A 24,620-nucleotide genomic window follows, 5' to 3' on the forward strand; every position below is an offset into this window, starting at 1 on the left:
AGCTTGCCCTCGGCTCGACGAGAGATGACGGGCGCACGGCGCTGGGCAGCGGGGGTGACGATCCCTCTGTGGATCGTGACCCTCGCGCTCGGCGCCACTGCCGGGCTGCCGTTCGAAACTGCCCGTCAGGACCCCGCATACATGCCCTGGGAGCAGGTGCCGCTGATCTTCGGCAGCAACATCATGGTCGGCCTCATCCTCTACGCGGGAGTCGCAACGCTCGGCACCATCACGATCGCGATGACGGTACTCGCGGGGATCTACATCGGCTCGGTGGTAGGACTCGCCGCTTCGGACTGGGGCGTCGGCGGAGCCGCCGACGCGCTGCTTCCGTTTCTCGCCTTCGAAGTTGCGGGTTTCGCTGTGTTCGGTTTTGCGGGACTTCTCCCGACTGCGGAGCTAGCTCGTCGCTTGTATCTGCGGATGCCGTCTGGATCAGCCACGTGGCGGCAGCACGCGAACTCGTTGAGTGCGTCACTGTCCGCCACCCTCCCATACGCACTCCTCGGAACCGTGCTACTGATCGTCGGCGCGATTCTCGAGGTCGCTGGCGGCTTGCCGCGCTGACGACCGAGTCCGCCCGGTACGGAGAAAAATGATCAATGCACCATCCGAGTCCATCCTCGACCACGTATCGAGGACCCCGCGACGGCGCCGCGCGCTGCCGTGGGTGCTCGTCAACGTCCTCCTCGCCATAGTTGGCGCCTTCGCCCTCGTCAGACACATCGACGCTCAGCTCGCCTTGCCTGCGACCGAGGTGCCCCAGGGTTTCGAGGGCCTAGCGCGGGTTACCGCGCTCTCGATGCTGATACTGGCCGCCATCGCGACGTACGTCGTGCTACGGCTGGGAGCGGCGATCGTCGGCGGCGGCCTCGCCGGCTTGATCAGGTCCGAGGCGCGGTGGGATGCCCGCGATGCAGCGGTCGCTGCGGTCGATTACGCTTCCGCAGGCTCAACGCTGCTCGCCATCATCGCTGCGGTAGCGGCTGTCCCCAAAGCCGCCGCAATCACGGCCATCGCGGTGTTCGGCGTGTCCATCATCTTCGCGGTCGGTTACCGCACGCTTCACGGGCGGCACGTCGCGGTGCGAGTGCAGGTCGTGACGATCGCTTTAGCCGCGGCAGCGACCGGCGCCGTGCTCGCCGCTCAGATCGGAAGGGTTCTCGCATGAGCGCGTGGAAACGTATTCGACCATGGATCGCCCCGGCTGCTGTTGGTGTTCTCTTCGTGGCGTCGGTCGTCGGGTTCTTGCTCCGCGACTCCAACGAGCTCGGCGCACCGGAACGCACCTTCGCCGTGCTTTCTGTTTCGCGTTCGGTGTTGGCCGTCGCGGGCGCGGTCGTAGCAGTGCTGCTGGTGATATTCGTTGCGAAGCCCACATTCGTGCCAGTCGTCGGGGTGCTTCTCTTCGCGATCGCCATGCTTCTCTGCGTCGTTATCGGGGCGTTCCTGCGCGGGGAAGCCTGGGTTTGGCTTCCCTACTCGGCCGCCGCCCTGTGCGGGCTCGCGGCCCTCGCGCACCTTGAGGGAGCGTTTGATCGAAAGCAGCTCGGCCGGGAGCGGCACACGTGACAGTTGGTTCTCGATCCATAGTCGCAGCGTCTGCGGACGGAGGCGCGCTCGCGGCTCCGAGGCAAACATCGCTTGTCGGCCGGGCACGGTCGGCGCTGGGCGCGATCGTTGTCGTCGCGCGGTTCGAATTCGCTATGTGGGCGCGAGCAAACGGCGTCACGAACAATGTTCGCGCGGCCAGCACGATCCTTCTCGTGATGGTCGTCAGTTCAGGCGCGATGCTCGTGCTGCTTCTCGTGGCGATCGCTGCCGTCGTCCGCATTCTTTCGGTCGCTATCACTCCCTCCCTGCCGGTGGTCGCCCTTGTCGCCGAGGTACTGATGGCGCTCACCGCCCTCTCTGCTGTGAGCGGCTCAGCTCGCGTGCAGGCACACTTGACGCCCTTCTCCCGGCTCCTGTTCGACGGGCTGCGGGTCGCCCCGCGCGCGAGTCTGTTCGTGCGGGGTCAGCTTCGACCGCTGCTGCGTGTAGCTGCAATCGCCGTGATCGCGCTGACGGTGACGATCAGCGGCCCCGCCGATGTGGCCACGGTCGGTGGCGTTCTGCTCGTCGGCGTCGCAGCCGTGCTTCTCATCGCGGTCGGGGTGTCACGAGCGCCAACGAAGATGCACTCCTTTCCCGTCGCCGTCGCACTTGCCGTCGGCTGCGGGGCAGCGGCGGGCTTTTTCCTCTCGACCCTCAACCCCGTCGCACTATTCGCCCTGGACGTCGAGGAGTTGTTCCGATTCGTGACCGATCAGTTGCGCAGCGCGTCGTCCTTCTCTCCCGCAGCGATCGCTGCGGTCCTGGTAACCGACGCACTGGCGCTTCGATTCGGCCGCGCGACCGGCGTCGAGTCTGCGCTCCGCAGAGTCCACGGCTGGCCCTCGGCTTTCGTAGCGCTCGTGACGCGCTCGGTCGGGCGTGGCTCCATCATCCTCCGTCGCACTCTCCGCCCGCTGTGTCTGTTGAGCTCAGCTGTGCTGGCAGCGGGCCTCGCCGGCACTGGCGCTCTGGCGGGCGTAGCACCGGGAACGACGGCGATCGCACTGCTTCCTTTGGTGGTCGCCAGTATTGTCTCGGCGACCGCATCGACGTTCCTCACGCCGCTGCATGTCTTGCCCCTCTTCGCGTTGGCCGCCCGATCAGCGCCACGGTCTATTCCGGTCGCGGTCGCGGTCTACGGGGTGACTCTGACCGTCGTGGTCGCCGCTCCAACCCTGGTCCTGGGTGCCGGGGTCTCGCTGTTGCGCTTCGATCCGACTCCGCTGCTGGTTGCTGTTGTGACCTCGTTCGGGGCTGTAGCAGGCCTCATTCTGGGCCCATTCGCCGATTCCGGGGTCCAACGATTGCCGGACGGCACCATCGAACTCAGTATCCATGGCCACCTCGTTTCGGGTGCGCCTCCGCTTCTGGGCGCGCTCGCCGTGACATTCTCGCCGCTCGCCGTTGCCCCCGCGGTATTGCTGGCGTCGGTCGGGGCCGCGGCTGTCGCCCTCGTGTTCCTCCGTCGAAAGGTGCACGTCCTGTGAATGAAATGAGCGCAGTCGTCGCGTTCGAGAACGCCACGCTCGCATATCGCGGTGAGCCACCCGTACTCACCGACGTCACACTCGCTATCGGACCAGGTTTGACTCTGATCACGGGGGCGAACGGCAGCGGAAAGTCGACGCTGCTCGAGACCGCAGCCTCGAATCTGCCCCTGCGCTCGGGAACATGCTCGATACGCGGCGTCTCGGTAGGCGACACCGCAGCGCGACGCATGAGGGCATACGCTCCGCATGAGATCGGCCTCATTCCGGCGCTGACCCTGCGCGAGCACCTCATTCTTTGCGGGCGAAGTTCGGACGACGAAATCGATGCTGCGCTCCAACGATGGGGTTTGATGGACTACGGTGACTTGCCAAGCTCGGAGTTGTCGTCCGGGAACCGGCGCAAGAGCTGGCTCCTCATGTGCACCGACGACGTCGAATCCTCCTGTGTGCTGTTGGATGAGCCCTTCAACGCGCTCGATGAGGACGCCGTGGAGGCGTTGATCGACACCATTTCGACATGGCTCACGCAAGGCCGAGCGGTGATCGTCGTCGCCCATGCGTTGCCAGCTCGCCTGCGCCAGCTGGCAACCCGACTCGTCGCGATCGAGAAGGGCGAGGTTCATGTCGCGGACGCTTGACTCCGGCGCTGCGCCGCGCCTCATCGTGTCCGGCGTCTCGAAAACACTCGGTGGGCGTCGGGTGCTCAACGACGTTTCCTTGCGCGTCACGCCCGGGACCGTGACGTCTCTCGTAGGCCCGAATGGGGCCGGCAAGTCCACGCTTCTCCGAGTAGTGCTCGGATTGGAACGCGCGGACGCAGGCGCGGTCAGCATCGACGGGGTGTCGTACACGCACCTGCAATCGCCGATGCGTTCGGTGGGCGCGTCCCTTGATGCTGGTTGGTTGCACCCCCGCCGGCGAGCATGCGATGAGCTACTCGTCGCCGCCCGGTCGCATCGGATCGACAAGGCCCGAGTGACAGAGGTGCTGATGGAGGTCGGGCTGACGGAAGCTGCGCGCCGCCGGGTCGGAACCTTATCGTTCGGCATGCGGCAGCGGCTATCGCTCGCGCGCGCCCTTCTCGGGCAGCCGAGCCTTCTGATACTGGACGAGCCACTCAATGGCTTGGACGTTGACGGCATCCGGTGGATGCGGTCGTTGGTACGAGGCGTAGCCGACAAAGGCGGAGCAGTGCTCATGTCGTCCCACGTGCTCAGCGAGGTCGCAGCGGTGAGCGACAACGTCGAAGTGATGTCGGCAGGACAGATTGTGACGACCCGCCCTCCGGCGAGGACGTCCGGAAGCTCGACGTCTGAGGCTGCCGGATGGACCGTCACCGCTCTCACGGATGCCGCCGCGGATCTCGCCGCCCTGCTGCGCCGCCAAGGCCACGTCGTCAGCGTCGACGGACGTCGCGTCGTCGTGCATGACGCGCGCGTCGCCGCCGTTGCCCGCGTGGCCTTCGTCGAGCGTCTTTTCGTTGAGTCGATCGGGGAGACACGTGGGGACCTCGAGGCCGAGTACACGCTCGCGATGGCGCGTGCGAACCAGGAGAACCTCGCGCCGTCTGCATTTCACCAAGGCTGAGACATGAACACCGAACCCGTGACCCAGACAGGGCTCCGCGCTCAGCGGCGTTTTCTTCGACCAGGCTGGCGCGACGTCGTCGCATTCGAAATCACCCGCTACTGCACCGTCCCCGCACCCTGGCTGATGATGGCGTCGGTGGTCCTGGTAGGAGCAGGATCGGCGGCACTTGCCGTGCTGCTGGCTCAAGCATTGGCCGACACGACACACGGCGGCCTGCCAGCGGACGCTACGAGTCTCCTTCGGGCGGCTCCGACCTCAGGCGCATCCACGATGTTCCTGGTAGCCGGCGTGTTGGGCGTTTATGCCTCCTCGGGCGACCGAACCACCGGGGGTAGTCGCTTGAGCAACCTCGCAGTGCCGTCAGCACGACGCCTTCTCGCGGCGCGCCTCTGTGCCGTCGGAGCTGTTTCCTCCGGCGTGGCGCTGGCGACTTTCCTCGTCTGCGTCATCGTGGTCGGAGGCTTGGCAGCGCTACTCGAGCAACGCCCGCCGAGCTTCTCGGTGGAGATCGCGCGAGGAGCGCACCTGGCGCTAGGAGCGGTTGCTGTTGCTTGGATTGGCACCGCCATCGGCGTCTTGCTTCCGTCCGGCCCTCTCGCCTACTGGTTGTTCTTGGCTATCGGCTGGCTCGTCCCGACAGCGCTGCGTGCGGTCAGGGCACCTGCCACGATCATCGATCTCCTGCCCGTAGACCAGGCCGCCGCGCTGGCCGGCGCGGCCGGTCCAAACGCCCCGATCACCTACATCATCCCGTTTACGTGGGCCGCTCTGCTGTGCGGTCTCGCCTGGCTGATGGCGCCGGTCACGACGCGTCGTTAGCCCAGAGCTTCCGCAGGCACCAGCCCCTTCGTGGCAACGCGAAGATTGGGCGACGCGGCAGGTTGAAGCTGTCCCCCGGCTCAAGCCTGGGCTCACGCCCGGCGGCCTCCGCTCCGCGACCTGATCCTCAAGGCTGATGAGGGAGCCCTGCATCCGGATGCCGACCTCGCCGCAGCAGGGCTCATTGCGAGCCCCCGACACGACATCGGCAATGAGCTCGCGGCTCGGATAACGCTCCGTGGGCCTGCCGCGAATGCAGCAGAGGCGCCGAAGTCCTGAGCAACCTGCGACCTGAATGAGAAGCCACTGCCAAAGACCGCGAAGCCCCGACAAGCATCTCGCTCGCCGGGGCTTCGAACCGTCGGGATGACAGGATTTGAACCTGCGACCCCTTGACCCCCAGGCGTGCGAACGGCTCCAACCGAGCCGAAATCCGCGTAGTTCCGCGGATCAGATCATGCAGAGTGCGTCACGAGATGCATGGTTTGAATGATTCTGGTCCCCAATTGGTCCCCCTCCGCGAAGGTGGCGGGAGCCTGAAAAGGAGCTTGGTTGGGGGCGCCGATGGTCAGGAATCCGGCCGACACGCTCTTCGCTTCGTCAGCGGTCTTGACTTGGACAAGGGGGTTCTTGCCTTTCTCCCACGCGACGCACCAACAGCCCGCAGAGCGATGCTCGGTGACATGTATGAGCGAGACGGTTATGGTCCCCTGTTGGCCCCCTCCGGCATCGTCGTGGTTGCCCCGAGGTGTCGGCGGCGGAGGAGATAATTTAGCTGTGATCAATCGGCCAGCGGATCTCATGGCGCAGATCGAACGTGACCTCCTCGATGAGAAGCCGCTCGATACTCTGCTCCGCAAACTCATCCTGCTCGGCGGAAACGCGGGCTCGCCCGAGCTTCGCAACTGGGCGTCACTAGAGCTCCGCGGCTACGGGCGGGACGTGGAGCTGCCCCCGTACCGAACTGTGTCCGCCCCGCTACAGGTCGACGGCGCCGTTTCAGGCGGGATCGTGCGCCACGAGACGATCGGCGCGATGGACATTCCTGACTTCGCTCGCGATGAAATCAACGAACAAGTTCCGCTTCGAATGGGCGTGAGCGAGATCCACAGCATGGTGAATCAGCACCGAAACGACAGAATCGTCAAGCTCCAGCCACCGGGTGCTCCAGACCTCGTCACCTACATGAACGGCACCCGGGAGATGAACGGCCACATCACTGCGCTCTACTGGAGCGTCAGCACTATCGCGCTCGCTGGCGTGCTCGACCAGATTCGCACTCGCTTGGCTGAACTCATCGCCGAGCTGCGCTCCGCAACCCCGCAGGGCCAGAACCTACCAACCCCAACGCAGGCAGCCAACGCCGTGAACTTCGTCATCAACGGGCGCGGGAACCGCGTGAGCATTGCACAGGCCGCGGACGGCAGCACGATCACTGCTGCACCCGAAGAAGCGAAGCCGCGCTTCTGGACGCGAGCAAGGCTCGTCGGTGCAGCGGCCGTTGGACTCGCCACGATCGCAGGAACGGTCATCGCGGCACTCCAACTGCCGATCTGGTGAGGTAATCGAGAGGAAGCCATGACCACGCATACACCCCGAACAGTCACGTCCGTGCTGGCGGAAGTGGGAACCGACAGCGTCACCGTTACTTGGGGGCTCGGAGAGCCAGTCGATGTCGGCGATGTCGAGTTCTTCGGCTATGGCGTCTATTACTACGACCCGACCGGCAACGGCGGAAAACGACTCGGCGTTCGCTTCGGCGACGCGATCACGGCGTGGGTCTTCGACAACGCCAGTGCCACCCAGGCTAACTACGAGGCATCGTCCGTCACGGCCACGAAGGACGCCGTGACGGTGCACTTCCACGACGCAAGTCTGGGCCTGGACGTGGTGGGCACGATCGCGGCCTACGCACACGTCAACGGTCGCGATACGCAGGCCGAACTACCTGTCACGCTTCTGCATTAACATGAGCGATCTCCAACTTCCTGGCGGCGAAGAGACCTTCGGTGAACATCTCGTCGAGAACGTCTTCGCAACGTGGATTGATCGCGACCTCGAACAGCGCGCAACCGAGCTCACGCGGGCGCACGTGTACCGCGCGGTGGTTGAGCTCCCGCCATCGGGTGGTGCACCGATCGTCCGAATCAACGAGGAGGTGTCGCTGCAGGCGCGGGCGGTCGCATCGGCGCCTATCAAGAAGGGCGAGCCGGTCACGGCAGAGAACATCAGCAGCCTCGAAGCCTTCTGGCCTGTCGATGTCGACCCGAACAGCGGATGGCTGGCCTACATCATCGTCGGCGAGTCCGCATACATTGCCTTCGACTTGCGCTACAACAAACAACGCAGTGCCGAGTTGCTCAGCCTTGCTGACGACTACCTCGACGTAGTCGAAGCGGTCCGGGAGTTCGCGCTGCGACCAGCCGTCGACAATCTCCTCTCCGCGGCGGAACTCACCGTTCAGGCGCAGATGCTCGCGCAGTCGCAGGAGACGAGGTTCCACAACGTGCGAGATCGGTGGCTGCGTGAGAACGAACGGCTTGGCAATGCGCCGGAAGGCTTCTTCGCCACGCTCCAGCGGCTCCGGCGAGAACGAGGGGCCGCGAGGTACGGCGACGGCGTCTTAGGAGTAACAGCCGACGAGGTGCCAGCCTTGATTGCGACCGTCCGCTCGATGGTCGAGCACGCAGCCAATCAGATCGGGCTGGTCACGGCCGACACAAGTTCACTGAGTAGCAAGTCTCCTCAATAATAGTTGGGCGTGAGGAACGAACGCTCGATCGGCTCAGTCCGGTATCTACAGCGTGAAGTTGACCGCGAAACGTCCAAACGGCGTCGTCGCGGCCGGAATTCGGGTAGTTCTAGGTCTCAGATAATGCAGAGGATGTCACGAGACGCATGAATTGCATGGGTTTGGTCCCCTACGTGGGGGTCAGAAGAGACGATCATCAAGAGGATCAAGCAACGTGATCTGCAACTGGTCACGCCCGTCGGGATGCTCAAGCTCGACTCGAAGCGCAAACCCCGTGTCCAAGATGCTCTGGATATCTGAGTGGTCTCTGGCCGAGATCGTCCCCAACAGCTGCACGCCCTGGTAGAGACCGAACGGAGCGGGATGAGTCTCGCCCTCTATCTCCGCCAGGCGTAGCGGGATAGATCCTGTAGTAGGCGCAGCCTGAAGGTGGACAGGCACGTTCGCCACGTTGCGATCGAGCAAGTTCTTCAGCAGGCTTCGCCGTCGCTGACGCGTAAAGTCGAGGAGATCAATTACCTCAGAGGTCGATGCGGCAAACTCTTGGCGCCAGCCGGACACGCCGAGTGATGCCAGATGCTCTCTCAACACGTCCAGTTCCGCTACCCGATCGAAGCGACTTGCCACTAGGTTGGCGATCCGTCGTGAACGAATACCTTCGGTCACGAGTGCGAGCGCGACCGGCGTGCTGACTCCGTACCTGATGTACCCGCCGAGTTCTGGACAAACGAGTTCGTCACCGCCGGCTGCTTGCAGGTGCGTATTTATGAGGTCGATGAGCGCTCCAACTGTCCACGACAGATAGTGCTCGAAGTGCTCTGTGGTCGCAGTGACTATTTGTTCAATCCTCCATGCGGGATCGGCGACGGCGCCCAAGTGACTCTCTGCCAGCTGCGGTAGCGAAGCACCTTCGAGCCAGTCGCGCAAGACTTCGGCGGCATCTACATCTAGAGTCGCGCCCTGTACAGACTCGCGGAATCCCCATCGAGGTGCTTCAGGAAGCCGGAGCAACTCTGCGATCGTCGGACGAAGGATTCCCGCCGCTTCTAGAGCCGTAGAGACAGAAGTTACGTCTGCGGAGATCAGGGCACGGGCAATCTGCGACGCCCATTCATCAATCTTACGAGCGGAACCGATAGAGCAGCCGATCCGCGACCATCTCTGACGGGCAGCGGAATCGACAGATACATAGGCATCCCGCGCTCGCCCCGCGAGTCGTGTATATCGCGTTCTAGCTTGGGTGGATTGATTTGCCGCCAGGGTGAACCCCACCACCGTGTCGAGGTCCACCGTCTCTGGGCTGGTCAGTTCCCGCTCGGCCGCGGCCAGCATCATCCAGACGAAGCTGATAAAATCCGCGGCCGCACCGTTGGCTGCGAACACTGCGTCGGCGTCAGCCCTTTGAACGCCTTCGAGTTCGGCAACAGCCTGGAGTGCGGAGTCAGTCAGCAGGGAGGACGTGACCTCTAGGTCCTGATCGTCAGGGTTGAGGTCGGCGAAGTCCTGACTGCTCGGCGAGGCCGCCCTTACTAGTACGATCCAGCCCTCAGTCTCGCGTCCTGCCCGCCCTGCCCGTCCCATTGCGTTCACGAGCCGGGCACCGCGTAAGCGGGTATCTTCGGGCTGGTCTGGGTATGGAGTGTCGTATAGAACGACGGTCCTGACCGGCAAGTTCACCCCGTCCGTAAGCGTTGAAGTGCAAGTCAGATAGAGGAGATCATCACTTCGCACGGCAGCCTCAAGCGCTTCGAGCACCTCGACGGGCAACCCTGCATGATGGAATCCCACGCCTCGCCTAAGCGTGCCGACAAGTGGATGTGCGTCGCCCAACTGTTGGCGTACAAAGTCAACCAGCGCGGCCAGTTGCGGCTGCTCATCGAGCTCGTCCGCGATGCCACGAGCGAGCGTCTGGGCTTGCTTCTTTGTTGACGCAACAACTAGTACCGATCCTGCGTGCCCTAGAGCGGTAATCATGCCGCTGGCAATCGAATAGTGTTTCGTGTTTCGTGAGGAATCGACCTTCACTTCAACTGGACGCTCTCCCCCGTCCTTCGACTTTCGGACTAGACGCCAACCCGTGTCCCCTTGAGTGCGGAGTGACTTGGTGCTCCCGTTTCCGAGCCGCAATCGGATCAGTCCCGAGAGCGGCGTGGTGTGCCGGTAGGGCCACACGGACCCGGCCCCTCCTTCAACGACGGTCTGATCCCACTGCGCTTCGGTATTGAAGACTGCATGCAGTCGCCTGGGCCCCCGCCAGTCACTTGTCTGGCTCAGGGCACCGCCGTTTGGATCAAGCCACTGAGCGATCCCACCGACGTTTCCCATCGCGGCCGAAAGGAGAATTATGCGATGCGGTCGGCCTTGTGTTTGCAGGTTCAGGGCAGATATCACGGATTCAAGCACGAAACCACGCCCCTTCTCCTTCAACAGCTGAGCCTCATCGAAGATGAACAGACTGTACTTGTCGAGTACCGCTTCGAAGTCGTTTCTCAGGAGATGACTGAGTCTTTCCGGGGTCATAACATCGACGTCGGCCTGCTCAGCCTCCGAAAGCGAGAGGCCCAATTCTTCCAGCCAGGCGGAGAAGTCAGTCTTTTCCGCTCCGACCTCTTTCTGGAGGATACGAACTCGTGCGCTCATCGCGCGTCGAATTTCTCGACCAAGACTTCTTGTTGGCACGACAAAGCAGATACTCGTGTCCGTCTGCGCCAGATGGGCGACGGCGAGCATTTGAGCGACGAGTGTTTTCCCCCCGCTGGTGGGAACGGAAAGTACCATTCGCTTGACTTCCTGCGAGCACGGCGATGGTTCTCCGGTGAGCAGCTCTCGCTGCGGCTCCCAGAGCGTCAGCACGGCAGGGCTGCCAACCGCGAAAGCCTGGCGTACGGCGATCGGTACGTCTGGCGGCAGGATCGAAGGGTTCCAGGGTGAGCCCGCCTCCGCGATGGTCGCGAAGTTCAGTAGATGTGTAGCGACCCAACGCGCGTCGAGCGAAGCGCCCCCGGTTTCGCCAGTCGCTACCTCCCGCAGTCGTTGAGACCCCCGAATGTAGCGTTCATAGTCTCCACGAGTCAGGTACGAGAGTATGTCTTCCACAGCCAGGACGAGCGTCTGCAGCGAACCGAGGGCCGTTGAGCGCAGGCTGTCCATCGCCGACTGCTGTGCTAATGATGCGAAGTATCTGCGCCACCGAGCAAGCCAACCGAAGGCTCGTTTAGCATCGAAGCTCAAAAATACGAGTCCGGCGCGTATGGAGAGATTCTCAAGTGACGGTTCTTGCGTGCTGTCTGCTCCACCTAAGAGGGGCTGAAGTCGGGTTATGATCGCGGACGCGTTTGGGTCACGGCCACCTCGGCGATACCCGATCGCAGCAGCAAATCCGATTGATAGGCGTTCTTCATCGCTCCAGTCATTTCGAGCCAGAGCAAGATCGAAAATATGGGCGCTCACCAAGAACGCCTGACGTTGGCGAGCTGCCGAGTAACGTTGACGCGCGTCACTTACCGACGCCACGCCATGCAAGTACCATGCTGTCTTAATTAGCTTCTCGTCAACAGATGGACGATTAAGCACTAGGGCGATTTCGGCCTGCGCCATGCGTTCTTGCAATCGCTCAGCCGTCGGGAGACCGGAGCGACCCGCGAGCGCTTCGCCGAGTAGATGTATGTCTAGAGACCGCTCCATAGGATCTCCTTTACCTTCGAGGCAAACTCAGGAAAGTTCGGCAACGCAATAACGATTGACTCGGTTTGTCCAGCCGCCACAAACTCCGGGAATTGTGTGCCGAGCGATCTGAACGTGTTGCTGTTTCGTGGGCGATGTTCGAGAGACGCCCCTACGGAGACTCCCACGCCTGCTCTTGCGCTCCGTTCGAACCAGAGGTCAACCATGCCGTCGTAAAGCTCCCCCAGGGCACCTTCAGCAGTGAGGGTCGCAGGTCCCGCGAGCTTGGCAAGGTAGTGGTGGCCTCTCTTGCGCAACTGTTTCGCCGCCCGGTTGATCGTTTTCGATATCCGAGCATCCGCGTCGTGTTTCTTAATCTCCCAGAGCCGGAAAACGAGGGTTCCGCAAGAGTCCTCGTACACGACGAGCCCATCTCCCCCTGGTTCGAGTGCATCGGCCTTGATGGGTGGCGCTTCTACGAGAGTGCGTCCGTCCCGACAGGATGTACGCTCGGCCACAACGCGGTGCCAGAGCAACTCCGCGACGTGCCCTTGTACATGATCAGCGGGCTTCGGAGCATCCGGAAGACCGAAACCGATGGAAACAAATGCCTTGACGGCTTCTAGTTGCGCTCCCGTCGAGGGTGCGCCCCCGTCACGACGCGTGCGCCACCGGTCGAGGACCGGTGATTTCCCGCATGCAACGACCATCGCATCGTCAGCGATGATCGCGGCGGCAAGGTCACGCGCATCATCTACCAATTGCTCGCCACCGACGACATACTCAACCTTCGACTTGCCATCGCTTTCTTCAAGTGTCAAAAGCGGAGTCAAGAAGGCTGGTGAGCTCATAATGACGACCTATCTGTCGAGTTGCGGATCGCCGTTGATCTTGGATGCGGAGAGCGGTCGGCGAGCATCGACCGCGGTGAAGCGGATCTCCTTGCCGGTTGCAGTCGAGACTTCGGACACATCGGCAGGGAGTGCGCGGAGGCGGTCCACGGCGGCCTTGTTGCTCCGGTACTGCAGCGCGATGAACCAGCCTTTGGTGGCGTTGTCGGATTGCAGATAGCTCGGGAGCTGGTACCGCAGCCCGTTCCAGAACCTGCCGTTGTGGAGCTTCTTGACTTCGATCAGCAGACGGGCAGATGTGCCTGAGGATGCTTTGAAATCGACCGGACCGCGTCCGAGCTCGACTTCGCGGTCGAGCTCGACGTCGAACTGCCGGAGGTACTGCTGAGCGATGCCCAGGAACACCAGCTGTGCTGCCTCTTCGGGTTTCTCGGAGCCGTCATCGTTCCACAGCAGGCTCCAGCCTCGCTGGTCTTCGATGAAATGCCGGAACTGTTCCACGACTTTCGCGGCGAGGTCGACGAGATCATCGTGAGTTGTGATCGTGCGCGGCGGGAGAGGATGCTCAGCGGCGTATCGTGCCGGTTCCCGGTCCCACTGAACGACCCCGAGCGGGTCAGCGCCGAAGTCGTAGCCGATGAGGTCTTCCCGGCTGGTCTGGGCTCGCGCCCAGTCCCGGACTCGATCGGGGTGCTGGCGGGCGAAAGCGACGATGCTCGCCTTAGTCACCGCCTGACCGACCTGGAGGTTGAGAGACAGGCGGATGTCGTCATTGAAGTGGGAGTCGAACCAGTCATCCGCGTTCAGCGTCGGCAGGCCATTGAGGATGAACGCCGGGACGAGGATCACCGGGCGCCCAGTGACAGGGTTGGTGGGAAGGGCAACGTCCTCGTCATGCCATCTGGCGCTATCCAAGCTGACACGAGCATGCCGGACCTTGTGCTGGTCGAGCGGGACGTTGTGGTGCGTTGCGATGGCCTGCGTGTATGCGATCAGGCGGCTCTTGATGACATTGGCGGTCGCATCGGAGATCCGATCCGCCCCGATTCCCTCGTTCAGGATGCCGATTTCCTCGATGTGCTCGGGCTGCCCGAGGCCTGCGGCGATCGCGACGGCGATACCGTCGGCCATCCGCGCCGCGAAGCGATCGCCGGCGCCGGAACCACGGGTTCCTTCCGCCGTGTATCCGAGGCCGAGCTCGAAGGGCTCCGGGAAAGTGAGTAGTCGCCGCGCCGCCTGTGCTGACACCGAGGTGCTGCTCGTTGCCCTGGCGACGAGGCCGTAGCAGTGGACGAAGTGGGCGATCAGCTCGTTGTGCGCTTGTGCCCATTCGCCGCCCGCTTCGAGAAGAAGCAGCGGGTCAATGAAGAGCTTGGTGTCGATGGTGAGGTGTGGATCAAACCAGTCGTCTGCCTCGGAGCGCTCGATCCCGAAGGCTTCCGAGAATCTCACGATCGATCCCCGGTCAGCGGAACGCGAGATGCGGCTATCTCGTAGAGGTGGGCGGGCAGACCCGATCCCGAGAGGAATCTGTCGTCGTCGATCCCTGCGGAGCTCATGACCTCACGGGCGCGCGGCAGCATCGAGGGCATCTCAAGTGATGCGACCCGGCCGGGCTCGGCGCGGCGCCAGCCGTTCTGTGACATGCGGATCATGGCGTTCCGGTATGAGACGTCGCCCATGATGCCGAGTGCACGAGCCCTGTACAACAGCGCTGCCAGGCTGACTCCCCAATGCTCCTTGAGCTCGGCGAGCTGTGCCCATGCACGGCCAGCCGTAGAACTCGGCAGGAACGGGGCAATCTCCTCGGCAGGCATGAGGAACTCGGATGCGAATCGATGAGCCTGCTCTTCAGCGATCTTCCCGCCGGGTTCGGCGTCGTGATGCATGATCAGATGCCCGAGCTCGTGGGCGACGTCGAACCGCTGCCGGTAGTAGTCGTCCTTGGCGGGATTCAGAACGACAATCGGCCGCGTGGCCGTGTGCAGGGAGTAGGCGTCGATAGCCGCAATCCCCGGCTCACTGAAGACGACGACTACACCCGCGCGCTCGGCGAGGCGGATCATATGCTGGATCGGTCCTGGGCCGACGCCGAAGAACTCACGGGCATCCCTGGCCGCCTCTTCCGGAGGTGTTGTGCCCTCTTCAGGGTCGACAGGCAGATCGGGCAGCAGCGCTTCCGGAAACTCGACCGCGTTTTCCAGCATACCGGTCACCTCGGCGACGAACTGCCCATACGCTTCGGCTTCATCCTGAGCGATCTGCGGGGTGGAGCGGAGCGACCGGAAGTGCGGCTTGTTCACTCGTGGCGGGGCGCCTCCGCCGAAGAACTGCGGCTCGACTTTCAGGGCAAGCGCCAGCTTCGCCACAGTGGCCCGGTTGGGTTGCTTCGCGCCGCTCTCCCACGCCGTCACTGAAGCCGGCGACATTTCGATCAGGGCAGCGAGATGCGCCTTCTTTAGCCCCGCGAGTTGTCGCGCCATTGCTAGACGCTCGCCGTTGAAAAACGAGGCGGCGGCGGCGAGCGTCTGGGACGGTCGGCGCGGGCTATCCATTCGCCGCGCCCGCCCCCTCGCCCGCGAGCGGCTTCTTCATTCGCACGACAACATCGTCCACATTGGTCGATGCCGAATCCCCAGGCAGTGCGGGCGGCACACGCACACCCGTGCCGCCCATCGGAGTCCCGCCTGAAAGCAGCAACTGACGCCAGTGCCAGCAGGAGTCCTCGGGATGAACGGGGTTCTTACTTTGGCCGACGTAGAGCTCGAACTGCTTAGTGATCGGGTTGAAGGCATGTGCCGCCACGAGCGTCACGCCGACGAACTCGTCATCATCAGGGATACCGGGAACCGACTCCAGGCCGAAGTCGGCGTCGTCGAACAGCGTGTTCCCGCCGATGAACTGCTGGGAGGCGACTCGGCGCTTGGCATCGCTGCGCTCCACCCACTTGATGTCGTCGATGCGGCCGAAGATGTAGGACTGCAGCAGCACACGGTGCCCGTCGGCTGCCCAGCCTGGTGACTGCCGGTAGTTGCTCCGCGCAATCGCCTCGGGAGAAAGTGACGGCATAGACCGGAACGCCTCGGGCGCGATACCGCGCTCGAGAACATCTGAGCCAGTTCCATCCACATCTTCTCCCAGAGCGAACCGCCCGTTCGAGGTCGCGCGGTCCATCAGATCCTTGAGGTGCTTAAAGTTCAGGTAGCCGATGACTCCCTGGTCATGTCCGGCGTCCTCGTCATAAATCTGATCGGTGGCGGCGAAGGCTGCTGGCGCGGCCCACGCGAGCACGTCGAGGAGGCCGGAGGTCCGGAGGCTCGCGATGGCGTCGTCTTCAGCAGTCACAAGATAAGCCTACACCCAGGTCAGTAAGTTGCGTACTAGTTTTCACTCCCAGCGTGGCTTGTGCCTTCTAATTTGCTTCGTGCGCCAGGGGTCCTCACCCCGCTCTTCCGAAAGCTCGCTCGAGGTGCTCGGCGGTGGCGGGGTTCACGGTCTCATTTCGGTGAATGTAGTGTTGCATCGTGATCCGCGGGTCGGTGTGCCCGAGGAGTTCGGAGGCGAGGAGCGCGCCCTGGGCGTCGTTGATGACTGTGGCGACGGTGCGGCGGAATCGGTGCGGGGTGACGTTCTCGATCCCGGCTTGATCCATCACGTCGCGAAGGAGCCGGCGGATATTGTTCGTCGTGTGTGGCGTCCTCATCCGCGTGCTGAATAGCAACGCCCCCGAATCGGTCTCGCCGGTCCGGAGAAGACGCGATCGGATCGCGTACAGCGCGAATGAAGGTAGCGCGACGCGGCGAACCGAGCGATCCGTCTTCGGATGATCCTGCCGGTGTGTCGGCTCACCCTTGCGGCTGATGATCGTCCCAGCGATCCGTGCCGTCGGAATCGGACTATCCAGGTCGAGATCCTGGAGGCGGATGGCGAGGACTTCGCCGATGCGGGCGGAGGTGCCGAGCATGACCTCGACGATCTGCCCGAGTTGCCGATCAGGCCTTGGTCCCGCCAGTATCCGCCGTGACTCCCATGCCTTGATCGCTGCCCGGATCTCCTGCACCTCGCCGATCGTGAACGCGTCCGGGATGCTCTTTTTCCGGTGTAGCCGGGAGACGTGGTCCATCGGGTTGCGGGGCAGGATCTCGTGTCGGACCGCGAGCGCGAGGGCGAGGCGGAGGACGACGCGGGCGTGCTTGGCGCGGCTGTAGCTGCGCTTGGCGAGTTGCTTGAGGAAGTAGTCGCAGCGGGCGACGCCGATCTCCCGGAGTGTGAGGTCCTTGAACGCCGGGAGGACGAGGGCGCGCATGTCTCGCTCGTACAGGTTCCTGGTGGTTCGTGAAAGCCGGTCTTCGATCTCCATGTCTTCCAGCCAGTAGGCGACGAGTTCCGGGAAGGGGCTGTCGGCGCTCATCCCGTTGAATCCCGGCTGGTACAACGAGCGTTCGGAGAGCTTCTGCTTCAGCTTTCGCTCGGCGGCGGAGCTCGAGGACCCGGTGGCCTGGACGAGTCGGCTCTTGCCGTCCCAGTCGCGGTAGCGGGTCTTGGCGACGTGGTTGCCGCTGGGCTGTGCGCTGGTGGCGATGACTCCGAAGGTGCCGATCGGGGTTCGGGGCCTACCCACGCGCGCTCTCCGCACCACCGGGAAACGTGGCGGCGCCGGCGGGTTCGCGCATGGCCCCCATCCAGGTGCGGACGTCGCTGACGCCGAACATGATGCGCTTCCCGAACCGGTAGGCGCGAGGGCCTTTCCCGCTGGTGCGCCAGTCGTAGATGGTCGAAACGGGGACGCCGAGGTAGTCGGCAAGTTCGTTGATGCTCAGGAGTGGTTCCAGCCCGTGGGAGCTGGGCTGCGGGTCATCGTTCATCCCTCCAGTCTCGAAGCCCTTGGCGTGTGATGCTGCCGTCGGCAGATACCGGACCTGCCTGAGGCGGATGACGAGCGATGTCGTCAGTCAGAGGAAGCCTGCGGCGCTGCCGATCCCACTCCCCCGAAGGGCTCGCCGTTCGCGCTGTTCACGCAGCCGGGCTCCGGCCAGGAGTGCCAGGCTCACCGGGCCGATCGCGATGAACTTGAGCGCGTTCCAGCAGAACAGCAGCACGAGGAGGTTGAGCCAGCCCGAGCCACCGCCATCGATGACGGTGATGCAGTAGTTCGCGGCGAGCAGGTAGGGCGCAGCCAGGAGCATCGCGGGGATTCCCCCTTTCAGTCCGCGACGGGTGCGGATCAGCTCGAGCAGGATGTTGGTGGGCATGTAGCGCCGCAGGAAGTAGCGGGTGCGGACGCTCAGCGCGCAGAGCAGTCGAAGCATGGTCGGGCCTCTCATCAGACGTGGTTCTCCGTCGAGGAGGCAGAACATGATGAGTGGCCCCGAAGGGACTGTCCCGAAGGACCCGCAAAGATTGGAGACGCTGCCTCTCCCTCCACAATACGACCGATGGGTGACGGTCGGAATAGCCGAAGCGGCACATGACCGCCCGCCTGGGCCATGCTTAGAGTGTGAGCGGCGGACCGAGGGACTACGGCGCGGGAACCGAGCGCCTGTTGTTCCGCATGGCGCGAGGCACCTGCTACTACCCGGCCTGTCCTGTTCCCGTCATCTCGACGGAAGCCAGTCACGCGATCGTGGGCGTTGACATCGCGCACATACGAGGGGCGAAGCCGGGATCTGCCAGGTACGACTCGAGCATGACGGACCCTGAGCGGGCCGCGATCGAGAATCTGATCTTGCTCTGCAAGCCGCATCACAAGCTGGTGGACACGATCGAACCCCAGAACTACTCCGTGGAGATACTCGCGGAATGGAAGCGTGACAACGAGCCGAGCGAGCCACCTGGTTCGCTCGGCTCGATCCTCACCGAGAGCAACCTCGAAAAGCTCCTGGAGGAGTTCGCGGCGAAGTCGGGACCCGTGCGTCGTATCGACGTCGCGATCTCCGCTGGATTCGTCGTGAACGCGACCGAGTTCACATCGGTTCCCCTGGACGCGTTCAGTCTCGTGCTGGAGCTCAATCCGGTTCTGGACAAGCATCCGAAGCTTCTCATCACGGACATACGCAACGTCGGGAGCATCGCTGTCTCCGTAGCGTCGATCAGCATCTACTGGGCCTTCGAGGCGGAGGACGTTGATCGGCCGCCAGAAATGACCCTCTTGGGGCGCAACGACTTCGGAGCCTCGAACCCCCCTCTTCCGTACCGACTTGCGGATGGGGAGGCAGTGCAGTGGCTGACCTCGATGGACACGATTCGCTCCATCGGAGTCGCGGCGCACCCGCTGGTGGTCGAGAGCCTGAGAGCCGAAGTACGGCTTGCGACCGGCGAGGTGGTTAGTTCGGATGTGGCCGGCTGGCCCTGGCGTCACCCCGACGGGTCGGGCTCGGCAAGATAGCGAAGAATTAGTCATGCTGTTCGACGCGGGCATCACTCTCCCTATTGAAGTCGAGTTCACCGTCGTTGGCGTGGACGCAGGTTCCGGTCGCGGTGTCCTCGTGAGCGATGCGGGCAGGGTGCTGCTCACGACCGCCTATCGGTTCTCCTACACGACGGGGCGCTCAGCACTGCGCGAGCTTCGCGGCAGCATCAACGGCATCCCGGTCAGGCTGTCCGGTTCGATATGGGTCAAGGCCGGTGAGCTCGGGCTTCTGCTGTCAGAGGTGCGTCTCGGGTCCGATGAGCTTGCCCCCGAGTACGTCTCGGTTCGTGCGACCTACGAGCACGGGCGCCTCGCCTCCAGCTACCGCTTTGAGGATGGCGCTGCCCGGAGCCTGAACGACCCACTCACGCTCCCGGCACTTGGTCTCGCGCGGTCGATGACGCTGCGTTATCCGGTTGACGACGCGGTGGTGATCGAGACTGCCGACCCCGCCCCACTCGAAGAGTTCGACGAACATCTAGCCGCATGGCAAGACCTGCTCACCTTCGCTGAAGATCAGCCGATCGGCCGCTTGGCTCTGACCGCAATTGACGCGACAGGACGAACGGTCACAATCCACGGCCATGATCGTTATCCACCGTTCGGCAAACCGGCTCGCCAACCGATCGAGTTCGTCCTGCGGCTCGCCGGCACCTACGCCCAGGAGGTCCTCAATGGCTGGTGGCGTGCCCGAGCAGACCTGCGTCCAGTGCCGCAGGTGCTAGCGGGAACCCTCTACCAGCCTGGTTTTGTCGAGAGTGAGCTGATCGCCCTTGCCGCCGTCGCAGAGCACACCGGCCGGACCCTCCTTCCAGGGGCAGCTCGCCCGACCCACTACCGCGACGTTCTACGGAAGATCGTCGCCGGGCTGGGGATGGGAATCGTGCAGGCCGCAAAGGTTGACGCAGAGGACTGGGGAAACCACCTCCTGTGGGCACGAAATGACATCGCTCACCAAGGCGCCCCCGACGCTTCCCGTGGTTCGCATTACGTCACTGACGCGGAGTCCCGCGCTGTCCGCGACGCGACCCGAATCCTCACGACACTGACTCTCGCGCAACACATCGGTGTGCCCGCAAACGCTCTGGCTCGGGCGGCTGAGCGGCTCGGGGTGCGCTACTCAGTGCGGCACGGGGACACGTCGATCTTCCGCCGATAGGGCGATCTTGGTACGTGGTGCCCGTGCGTGTGTTCGAGAGCCACGCCATCACGGCGCGGGGCTGGTTCGCCTGGGAATCGCACATAGTCGTCCAGCTCAGGCCCTGGCCGGCGTGGTGTCGGGGAGCATAGCGGCGCAGCAGTCGATGCGGCCGCGGCGCTCGCCGAGTGCGTGGTGCAACTCGTCGAGCAGTGCCTCGTGGCTGCTCTCCTCCCTACGCTGGGGTGATGACGTTCACCGCACTCCACCGTGTCCTAGGATTCGCGCCGGGGCCGCTGACTGACGATTTGCTCGACGCAGCGGTGGCCGCAGGCGTCATGGAGACCGACGATCTGGACTGGAAGTCCGAGCTGCCGCCAGCCAAGGGCTTGCCCCAGACGGACTTCCCGAAAGACGTAGCCGCGATGGCGAACAGCGGCGGCGGCGTCATCGTGTTCGGTGTGCGCGAGTCGCAGAAGGCGGCGGTCGAGCGGGTCGATGTCGCTGAGCTTGATGAGGCGTACGAGCGTTCCTTGCGGAGTGCGGCGATCACCGCCATCTCACCGCCTGTCTTCGGGCTCAACATGCACCGCCTCGGAACCGCAGGGAGTCGAGCCGTCATCGTAGAGGTGCCTGCGAGCCTCGACGGGCCACACCTGATCTACAAGAACGACTACTTCGCCGCCCCGGTGCGCAACGACTCAGACACGGTGTGGATGAAGGAGCGGCAGATCGAGGCGATGTACCGCGCTCGTTTCGAGGAACGTCGGCACGCGACCGAGGCGTTGGACTCGCTGTATGCCGAGGCCGTAGCGGGGCGGGACTCTGACAAGCGCGCCTGGCTAATCGCGGTTGCTCACCCCCGCATTCCACGCTTCCGGGACCGTCTGACTCGTGAGGAAACTCGAGGGGTACTGATGAAGACCGTCGGACTGGCCCTGACCTACGCCGGCCGCGGAGGCGTCCACCCGCTGGAGAACGTCGACCGCGACAACCCGCGCCCCGGCTTGCGCCGCTGGGTGGCTGTGAACGCGGCGACCGGCGAACGCTCGGTCTGGAGGGAAGCGTGGATCAGCATTCACCATGACGGCTCCGTCACGGTTGCCGCGGCGGTGGGCGGGCATCGCATGAGTAGCGACGGGTACTTCGAGGGCTGGCAGGTGGAATCTGTCGCTATTGAGTGCGCCATCGCCGATCTGCTGGCGCTCACGAGGACGACAGCGGAGACGACAGGCAACGACGAGTACGACGTGCGCCTTGGCATCGAATGGGCCGGCGAGCAGCCGCTGACAATCCTGACTAAGGACAACATGGGCTTCACCTACGACGGCGTTTCGGTCCCGCTGCACCGCTACACGCCGGTCGAGACCACCGTGAACGCCGTCGAGCCGGCGGCGGACTTCTTCTGGCACGTTCACGACTTTGCTCAGGACTGCGTGAATCAGGGCGGCGTCTCGAACGTGCTGATGATCCAGCCGCCGGCCCGCGACGAATCGACGTAACCCGGACTCGCCAAGGGCGCCGCACCGAGGCGGGTTCGCACCGGCTCGGTGCAGCGCGCGGTTCCGGCCTGGTCTGTTAGGCGGCGGGGCGCACGGTCACGGGTTCCAGCGCCCAGTCTCGAACGCCCCTGCCGTCGACGAAGCGCCATTCTGCGTGGCACTTGTCGCAGTCGATCCGCACGTCGTGCTCGCGGAAGCCAGGGATGTTGTCGTGCTCTTCGATAATCGTCCCGTCTCCGCAGGGGCACAGGAACTCGTAGCGCTCAACTGTCCCCGCACCGGCGCCCCATCCTCCGTGGTCGTGCGCGTCTCCGCCGACCGGCTCGGTGCGGATGGGCGCCGGCGAAGGCTCTGTCCGCATCCACTCGGCGATCGAGGTGACCACGGCATCGTATGCCTCCGGCGAGTGGGAGACCTCGTGGAAGATGGCCAGGAGTTCGTCTGCGGTGCGAGCGACGCGGTGATCGCTGTCGCGGACGCCGGCTGCGTAGTCGCCGGCGAGGTCGCCCACGACATCGTTGCGGCTGACCTGCTGGACGAGCCAGTCGTGGAACGGAGCCGGCTCTGCGACCGGCTCCGGCCGGACCCAACCTTCGGTGATGAGTTCCCCGGCGGCGGCCCGCGCGAGCGCGGCGCGCAGGTGCTCGTACCCGGCGGGACGGTAGTGGTCGGCCTGCGGCCGGGTCTGACCCGAGCCGACCATGCGGCGCACGTAGTCGTGCTCGCGCTCCGAGACGCCGATCAGGAGGTTCGGACCGTCGCCGTCCGGGTCTGTGATCGGAAGTCCCAGCGCTGCCGCCGCCCAGATCAGGCGGCCGTTGGACACGTATGAGAAGTGGGGGCTGAGGAACCACTCTGCGGTGTGCTTCAGGGAGTAGCTGCCGACCTCTGGAACCTCGGAGCCCGAGGTGGGCGTGAACATCCGCAGCATGTCCGTGATGAGGGCAAGCTGGATGTAGTCGGTCTTGCCGTTGAAGCTCCACGGCGAGTCCGAGCGGACGCCGTTCTCGCCGAAGCGGGGAGCGCCGCCGTTGGCGCCGATCATCTCGTGATCATTGAGGGCGGCGATCAACCGTCGCGCGCTGACCCGTGGACCGAGGAGTCCTTGGGCCAGGGGGGAACTCATCTGCCGCAGCGCGGAGGTGTAGTTCGTGCCCGTGAAGGCTGACCAGGCGCGCGCGTCCTGCTGGAACGCGCGGCTCGGAGTGTTGTTGTTGGGAGTCATCTCATCTCTTGTTCCGGGCTATGCACCCCACGCCTGCCAGCCCTGTGACTTGAGAGAGGTCTCGAACCAACAGGTACTGCTTCTCTGGATTCCGCATCTGCGGTTGTCCTCGACGTCTTCGCCGCGTGGGGGCTCGGACTCGGAGACAGGCAGTCCAGACTGCCTGTGCATAGTCTACCCACCGAGGCTCCACTCGTCCATCACGAGCAAGCAGCTTGTGCGGGTGCCGGCGGCTGCTAGTAGTTGTCCACTGACTACGGAACGATTGAGACGTGACTGATGCTGAGCCGGGGCGGTCGGCCCACGAGGTTATGAAGGAGCTGCTGCGCGAGCAGATCGCGAAGCTGTATCTGGAATCGCCGGACTTCAATGGTGTTGCGGCTGCTTCGCTCATGACTGTTGCGGAGGAGTTCTCTGTAGACCCCGAGATCGTGCTTACTGAGCTCGTCGCGGAGGGTGCGGTGTACGCCAACTTCGGGCACGAGATGGTCAACCCGAACATCCTCGGATTCCCCCACCAATCAGCAGCGGACAACCTTGCAGAGGTCCGGCGGCGCGGCGGGACGCGTTCGGCTGTGCTGTATCCGACTCGTGCGACGCTCACTGCGATGGAGGCGGGTAGCCGCTATCCGAATGCCCCCTATTCAGCGGCTCTTGCCCTTGGGCATGCCCAGCTTGAGTCTGTGTTCTTTCGAGCCGATGTGCTCGGCCGATACCGAGATGACCCGCGGTACGACTACACCCTCGACATCGGCGGCGAGATCAGGGCTCGGGAGGGCACCCCGCTCGACACCTACCTGACGACGTTCAGCATCGGGTTTGATCGCGACCCGGATAGCAACGAAATCGTCGTTGGCGTGCCATTGCGCTATCTCCATGATCTCTCGCCGGCTGAGCAGTCGTACTGGAAGTCTTTCGAGCATGAGCGCCAGGACTGGGTGCTTCACCCCGATTGGGTGCGACCTCATCTCATGGGAGAGTTTCCGGAGCGCGTCAGCCCGTACACGGCGATCCTCATGGAGATGAATCTTGCGAACGAGATTTGCGATGCGATCGGCTATCCAGCGCTCTTTCGGACTCTTTTCGAAGGTGCTGGCCGCCCCACGGACTACGGTTACCTGATTCGCCCTACTCGACGCGAGCTATCCAACTTCATCGAGCAGCTCAACAAGCTATTGATCGACAATCTCGACCAACGGTTCTTTCGCAGAGCTGGAATCTCGCTTACCGAGGAGAGGCGGGATGGCGAGGGCAATACATATCAAGGCCAGCGCGGCACGATGAACATGCTCATCGAGTGGATGGAGCGGACGGTCAGGCACGATCCCGAAAACATGGTGCCCGCTGCAGCCACGATCCTCAAGGAGATTCGCCGAGCACGTTCTGGCGCAGCTCACACTCTGCGTGAGAACGAATACGACCTGGCAACATGGACAGATCAACGGCGTCTAGTTGTGGAGGCCTACTTCGCCATACGGACCGTGCGGCAACTCCTTCAATCCCACCCCAGAGCTTCGTCGGTCAGGGTGCCTGAGGAGCTTGACGAGCCGAGAGTCTGGCCGTTCTAAGATCACTCGGCCGATGC

The 24,620-nt window shown here is 63.7% G+C and carries 23 protein-coding genes; 14 read left to right on the plus strand and 9 right to left on the minus strand.

Translation table 11 applies throughout. From position 1 onward, the window contains the following. Positions 1-54 precede the first annotated feature (54 nt). From ACI2K6_RS04050 to ACI2K6_RS04095, 10 genes are all read left to right on the plus strand, one after another. A complete protein-coding gene (locus ACI2K6_RS04050; RefSeq protein ID WP_404568130.1) occupies positions 55-567 on the plus strand; it encodes a stage II sporulation protein M in 513 nt (170 codons plus the stop codon). 28 nt (positions 568-595) lie between these two features. Further along, complete coding sequence (locus ACI2K6_RS04055; protein WP_282502342.1) at positions 596-1,171, plus strand: hypothetical protein; 576 nt, start codon at positions 596-598, stop codon at positions 1,169-1,171. Then, the gene (locus tag ACI2K6_RS04060; RefSeq protein WP_404568131.1) at positions 1,168-1,572 is read left to right on the plus strand and encodes a hypothetical protein; all 405 of its coding nucleotides are present in this window, start codon (positions 1,168-1,170) and stop codon (positions 1,570-1,572) included. Before ACI2K6_RS04055 ends, ACI2K6_RS04060 begins: the two co-directional genes overlap by 4 nt. 197 nt (positions 1,573-1,769) lie before the next feature. Then, complete coding sequence (locus ACI2K6_RS04065; protein ID WP_404568132.1) at positions 1,770-3,083, plus strand: hypothetical protein; 1,314 nt, start codon at positions 1,770-1,772, stop codon at positions 3,081-3,083. Positions 3,084-3,088: 5 nt separating this feature from the next. Beyond that, positions 3,089-3,724, plus strand: a complete 636-nt coding sequence (locus tag ACI2K6_RS04070; RefSeq protein WP_404568133.1) for an ATP-binding cassette domain-containing protein — start codon at positions 3,089-3,091, stop codon at positions 3,722-3,724. Then, positions 3,708-4,673 (plus strand): ATP-binding cassette domain-containing protein, encoded by a 966-nt coding sequence (locus tag ACI2K6_RS04075; protein WP_274177585.1) that lies wholly within the window; start codon positions 3,708-3,710, stop codon positions 4,671-4,673. The genes ACI2K6_RS04070 and ACI2K6_RS04075 overlap by 17 nt, the downstream gene beginning before the upstream one ends. Before the next feature lie 3 nt (positions 4,674-4,676). Beyond that, positions 4,677-5,495, plus strand: a complete 819-nt coding sequence (locus ACI2K6_RS04080; protein ID WP_404568134.1) for a hypothetical protein — start codon at positions 4,677-4,679, stop codon at positions 5,493-5,495. Positions 5,496-6,272: 777 nt separating this feature from the next. Next, complete coding sequence (locus ACI2K6_RS04085) at positions 6,273-7,055, plus strand: hypothetical protein (RefSeq protein WP_404568135.1); 783 nt, start codon at positions 6,273-6,275, stop codon at positions 7,053-7,055. A gap of 51 nt (positions 7,056-7,106) precedes the next feature. Next, positions 7,107-7,463 (plus strand): hypothetical protein, encoded by a 357-nt coding sequence (locus ACI2K6_RS04090; protein ID WP_404568136.1) that lies wholly within the window; start codon positions 7,107-7,109, stop codon positions 7,461-7,463. 1 nt (position 7,464) lies between these two features. Next, the gene (locus tag ACI2K6_RS04095; protein ID WP_404568137.1) at positions 7,465-8,247 is read left to right on the plus strand and encodes a hypothetical protein; all 783 of its coding nucleotides are present in this window, start codon (positions 7,465-7,467) and stop codon (positions 8,245-8,247) included. A 180-nt stretch (positions 8,248-8,427) separates the two neighbouring features. Here ACI2K6_RS04095 and ACI2K6_RS04100 read toward each other — a convergent pair whose 3' ends face one another. The 8 genes from ACI2K6_RS04100 to ACI2K6_RS04135 form a co-directional block, all read right to left on the minus strand. Next, entirely contained in the window at positions 8,428-11,844 is a 3,417-nt protein-coding gene (locus tag ACI2K6_RS04100; protein ID WP_404568138.1) for a DEAD/DEAH box helicase, read from the minus strand. 71 nt (positions 11,845-11,915) lie between these two features. Next, positions 11,916-12,731, minus strand: coding sequence for a hypothetical protein (locus tag ACI2K6_RS04105; protein ID WP_404568139.1), 816 nt, complete (start codon positions 12,729-12,731; stop codon positions 11,916-11,918). A gap of 39 nt (positions 12,732-12,770) precedes the next feature. Beyond that, positions 12,771-14,213 carry a hypothetical protein gene (locus ACI2K6_RS04110; protein ID WP_404568140.1) on the minus strand — a complete coding sequence of 481 codons (1,443 nt, stop codon included), beginning with the start codon at positions 14,211-14,213 and terminating at the stop codon, positions 12,771-12,773. After that, positions 14,210-15,316: an XRE family transcriptional regulator gene (locus tag ACI2K6_RS04115; RefSeq protein WP_404568141.1), complete on the minus strand. Its 1,107-nt coding sequence runs from the start codon at positions 15,314-15,316 to the stop codon at positions 14,210-14,212. The genes ACI2K6_RS04110 and ACI2K6_RS04115 overlap by 4 nt, the downstream gene beginning before the upstream one ends. After that, positions 15,309-16,106 (minus strand): hypothetical protein, encoded by a 798-nt coding sequence (locus ACI2K6_RS04120; protein WP_404568142.1) that lies wholly within the window; start codon positions 16,104-16,106, stop codon positions 15,309-15,311. Before ACI2K6_RS04120 ends, ACI2K6_RS04115 begins: the two co-directional genes overlap by 8 nt. Before the next feature lie 94 nt (positions 16,107-16,200). Then, positions 16,201-17,382: a tyrosine-type recombinase/integrase gene (locus ACI2K6_RS04125; protein ID WP_404568143.1), complete on the minus strand. Its 1,182-nt coding sequence runs from the start codon at positions 17,380-17,382 to the stop codon at positions 16,201-16,203. Continuing rightward, positions 17,375-17,626, minus strand: a complete 252-nt coding sequence (locus ACI2K6_RS04130) for a helix-turn-helix domain-containing protein (protein WP_404568144.1) — start codon at positions 17,624-17,626, stop codon at positions 17,375-17,377. The genes ACI2K6_RS04125 and ACI2K6_RS04130 overlap by 8 nt, the downstream gene beginning before the upstream one ends. 87 nt (positions 17,627-17,713) lie before the next feature. Beyond that, positions 17,714-18,070, minus strand: a complete 357-nt coding sequence (locus ACI2K6_RS04135; protein WP_404568145.1) for a sulfate permease — start codon at positions 18,068-18,070, stop codon at positions 17,714-17,716. A 377-nt stretch (positions 18,071-18,447) separates the two neighbouring features. Between ACI2K6_RS04135 and ACI2K6_RS04140 the strand changes: the two genes are divergently transcribed. From ACI2K6_RS04140 to ACI2K6_RS04150, 3 genes are all read left to right on the plus strand, one after another. Continuing rightward, entirely contained in the window at positions 18,448-19,146 is a 699-nt protein-coding gene (locus ACI2K6_RS04140) for a hypothetical protein (protein ID WP_404568146.1), read from the plus strand. Positions 19,147-19,159: 13 nt separating this feature from the next. Beyond that, a complete protein-coding gene (locus tag ACI2K6_RS04145; RefSeq protein ID WP_404568147.1) occupies positions 19,160-20,329 on the plus strand; it encodes a hypothetical protein in 1,170 nt (389 codons plus the stop codon). Positions 20,330-20,556: 227 nt separating this feature from the next. After that, positions 20,557-21,810, plus strand: a complete 1,254-nt coding sequence (locus ACI2K6_RS04150; protein ID WP_404568148.1) for a helix-turn-helix domain-containing protein — start codon at positions 20,557-20,559, stop codon at positions 21,808-21,810. Between the two features lie 76 nt (positions 21,811-21,886). Here the strand turns inward: ACI2K6_RS04150 and ACI2K6_RS04155 are convergent, their stop codons facing one another. Continuing rightward, positions 21,887-23,035, minus strand: a complete 1,149-nt coding sequence (locus tag ACI2K6_RS04155) for a hypothetical protein (protein WP_404568149.1) — start codon at positions 23,033-23,035, stop codon at positions 21,887-21,889. 272 nt (positions 23,036-23,307) lie between these two features. On the opposite strand from ACI2K6_RS04155, the gene ACI2K6_RS04160 reads away from it, so the two are divergent. Continuing rightward, the gene (locus ACI2K6_RS04160) at positions 23,308-24,603 is read left to right on the plus strand and encodes a hypothetical protein (protein WP_404568150.1); all 1,296 of its coding nucleotides are present in this window, start codon (positions 23,308-23,310) and stop codon (positions 24,601-24,603) included. The last annotated feature ends 17 nt before the right edge of the window (positions 24,604-24,620 follow it).

Origin of the sequence: Microbacterium sp. NPDC006705 (assembly GCF_044903545.1) — a bacterium.
Taxonomy (GTDB): domain Bacteria; phylum Actinomycetota; class Actinomycetes; order Actinomycetales; family Microbacteriaceae; genus Microbacterium; species Microbacterium plantarum.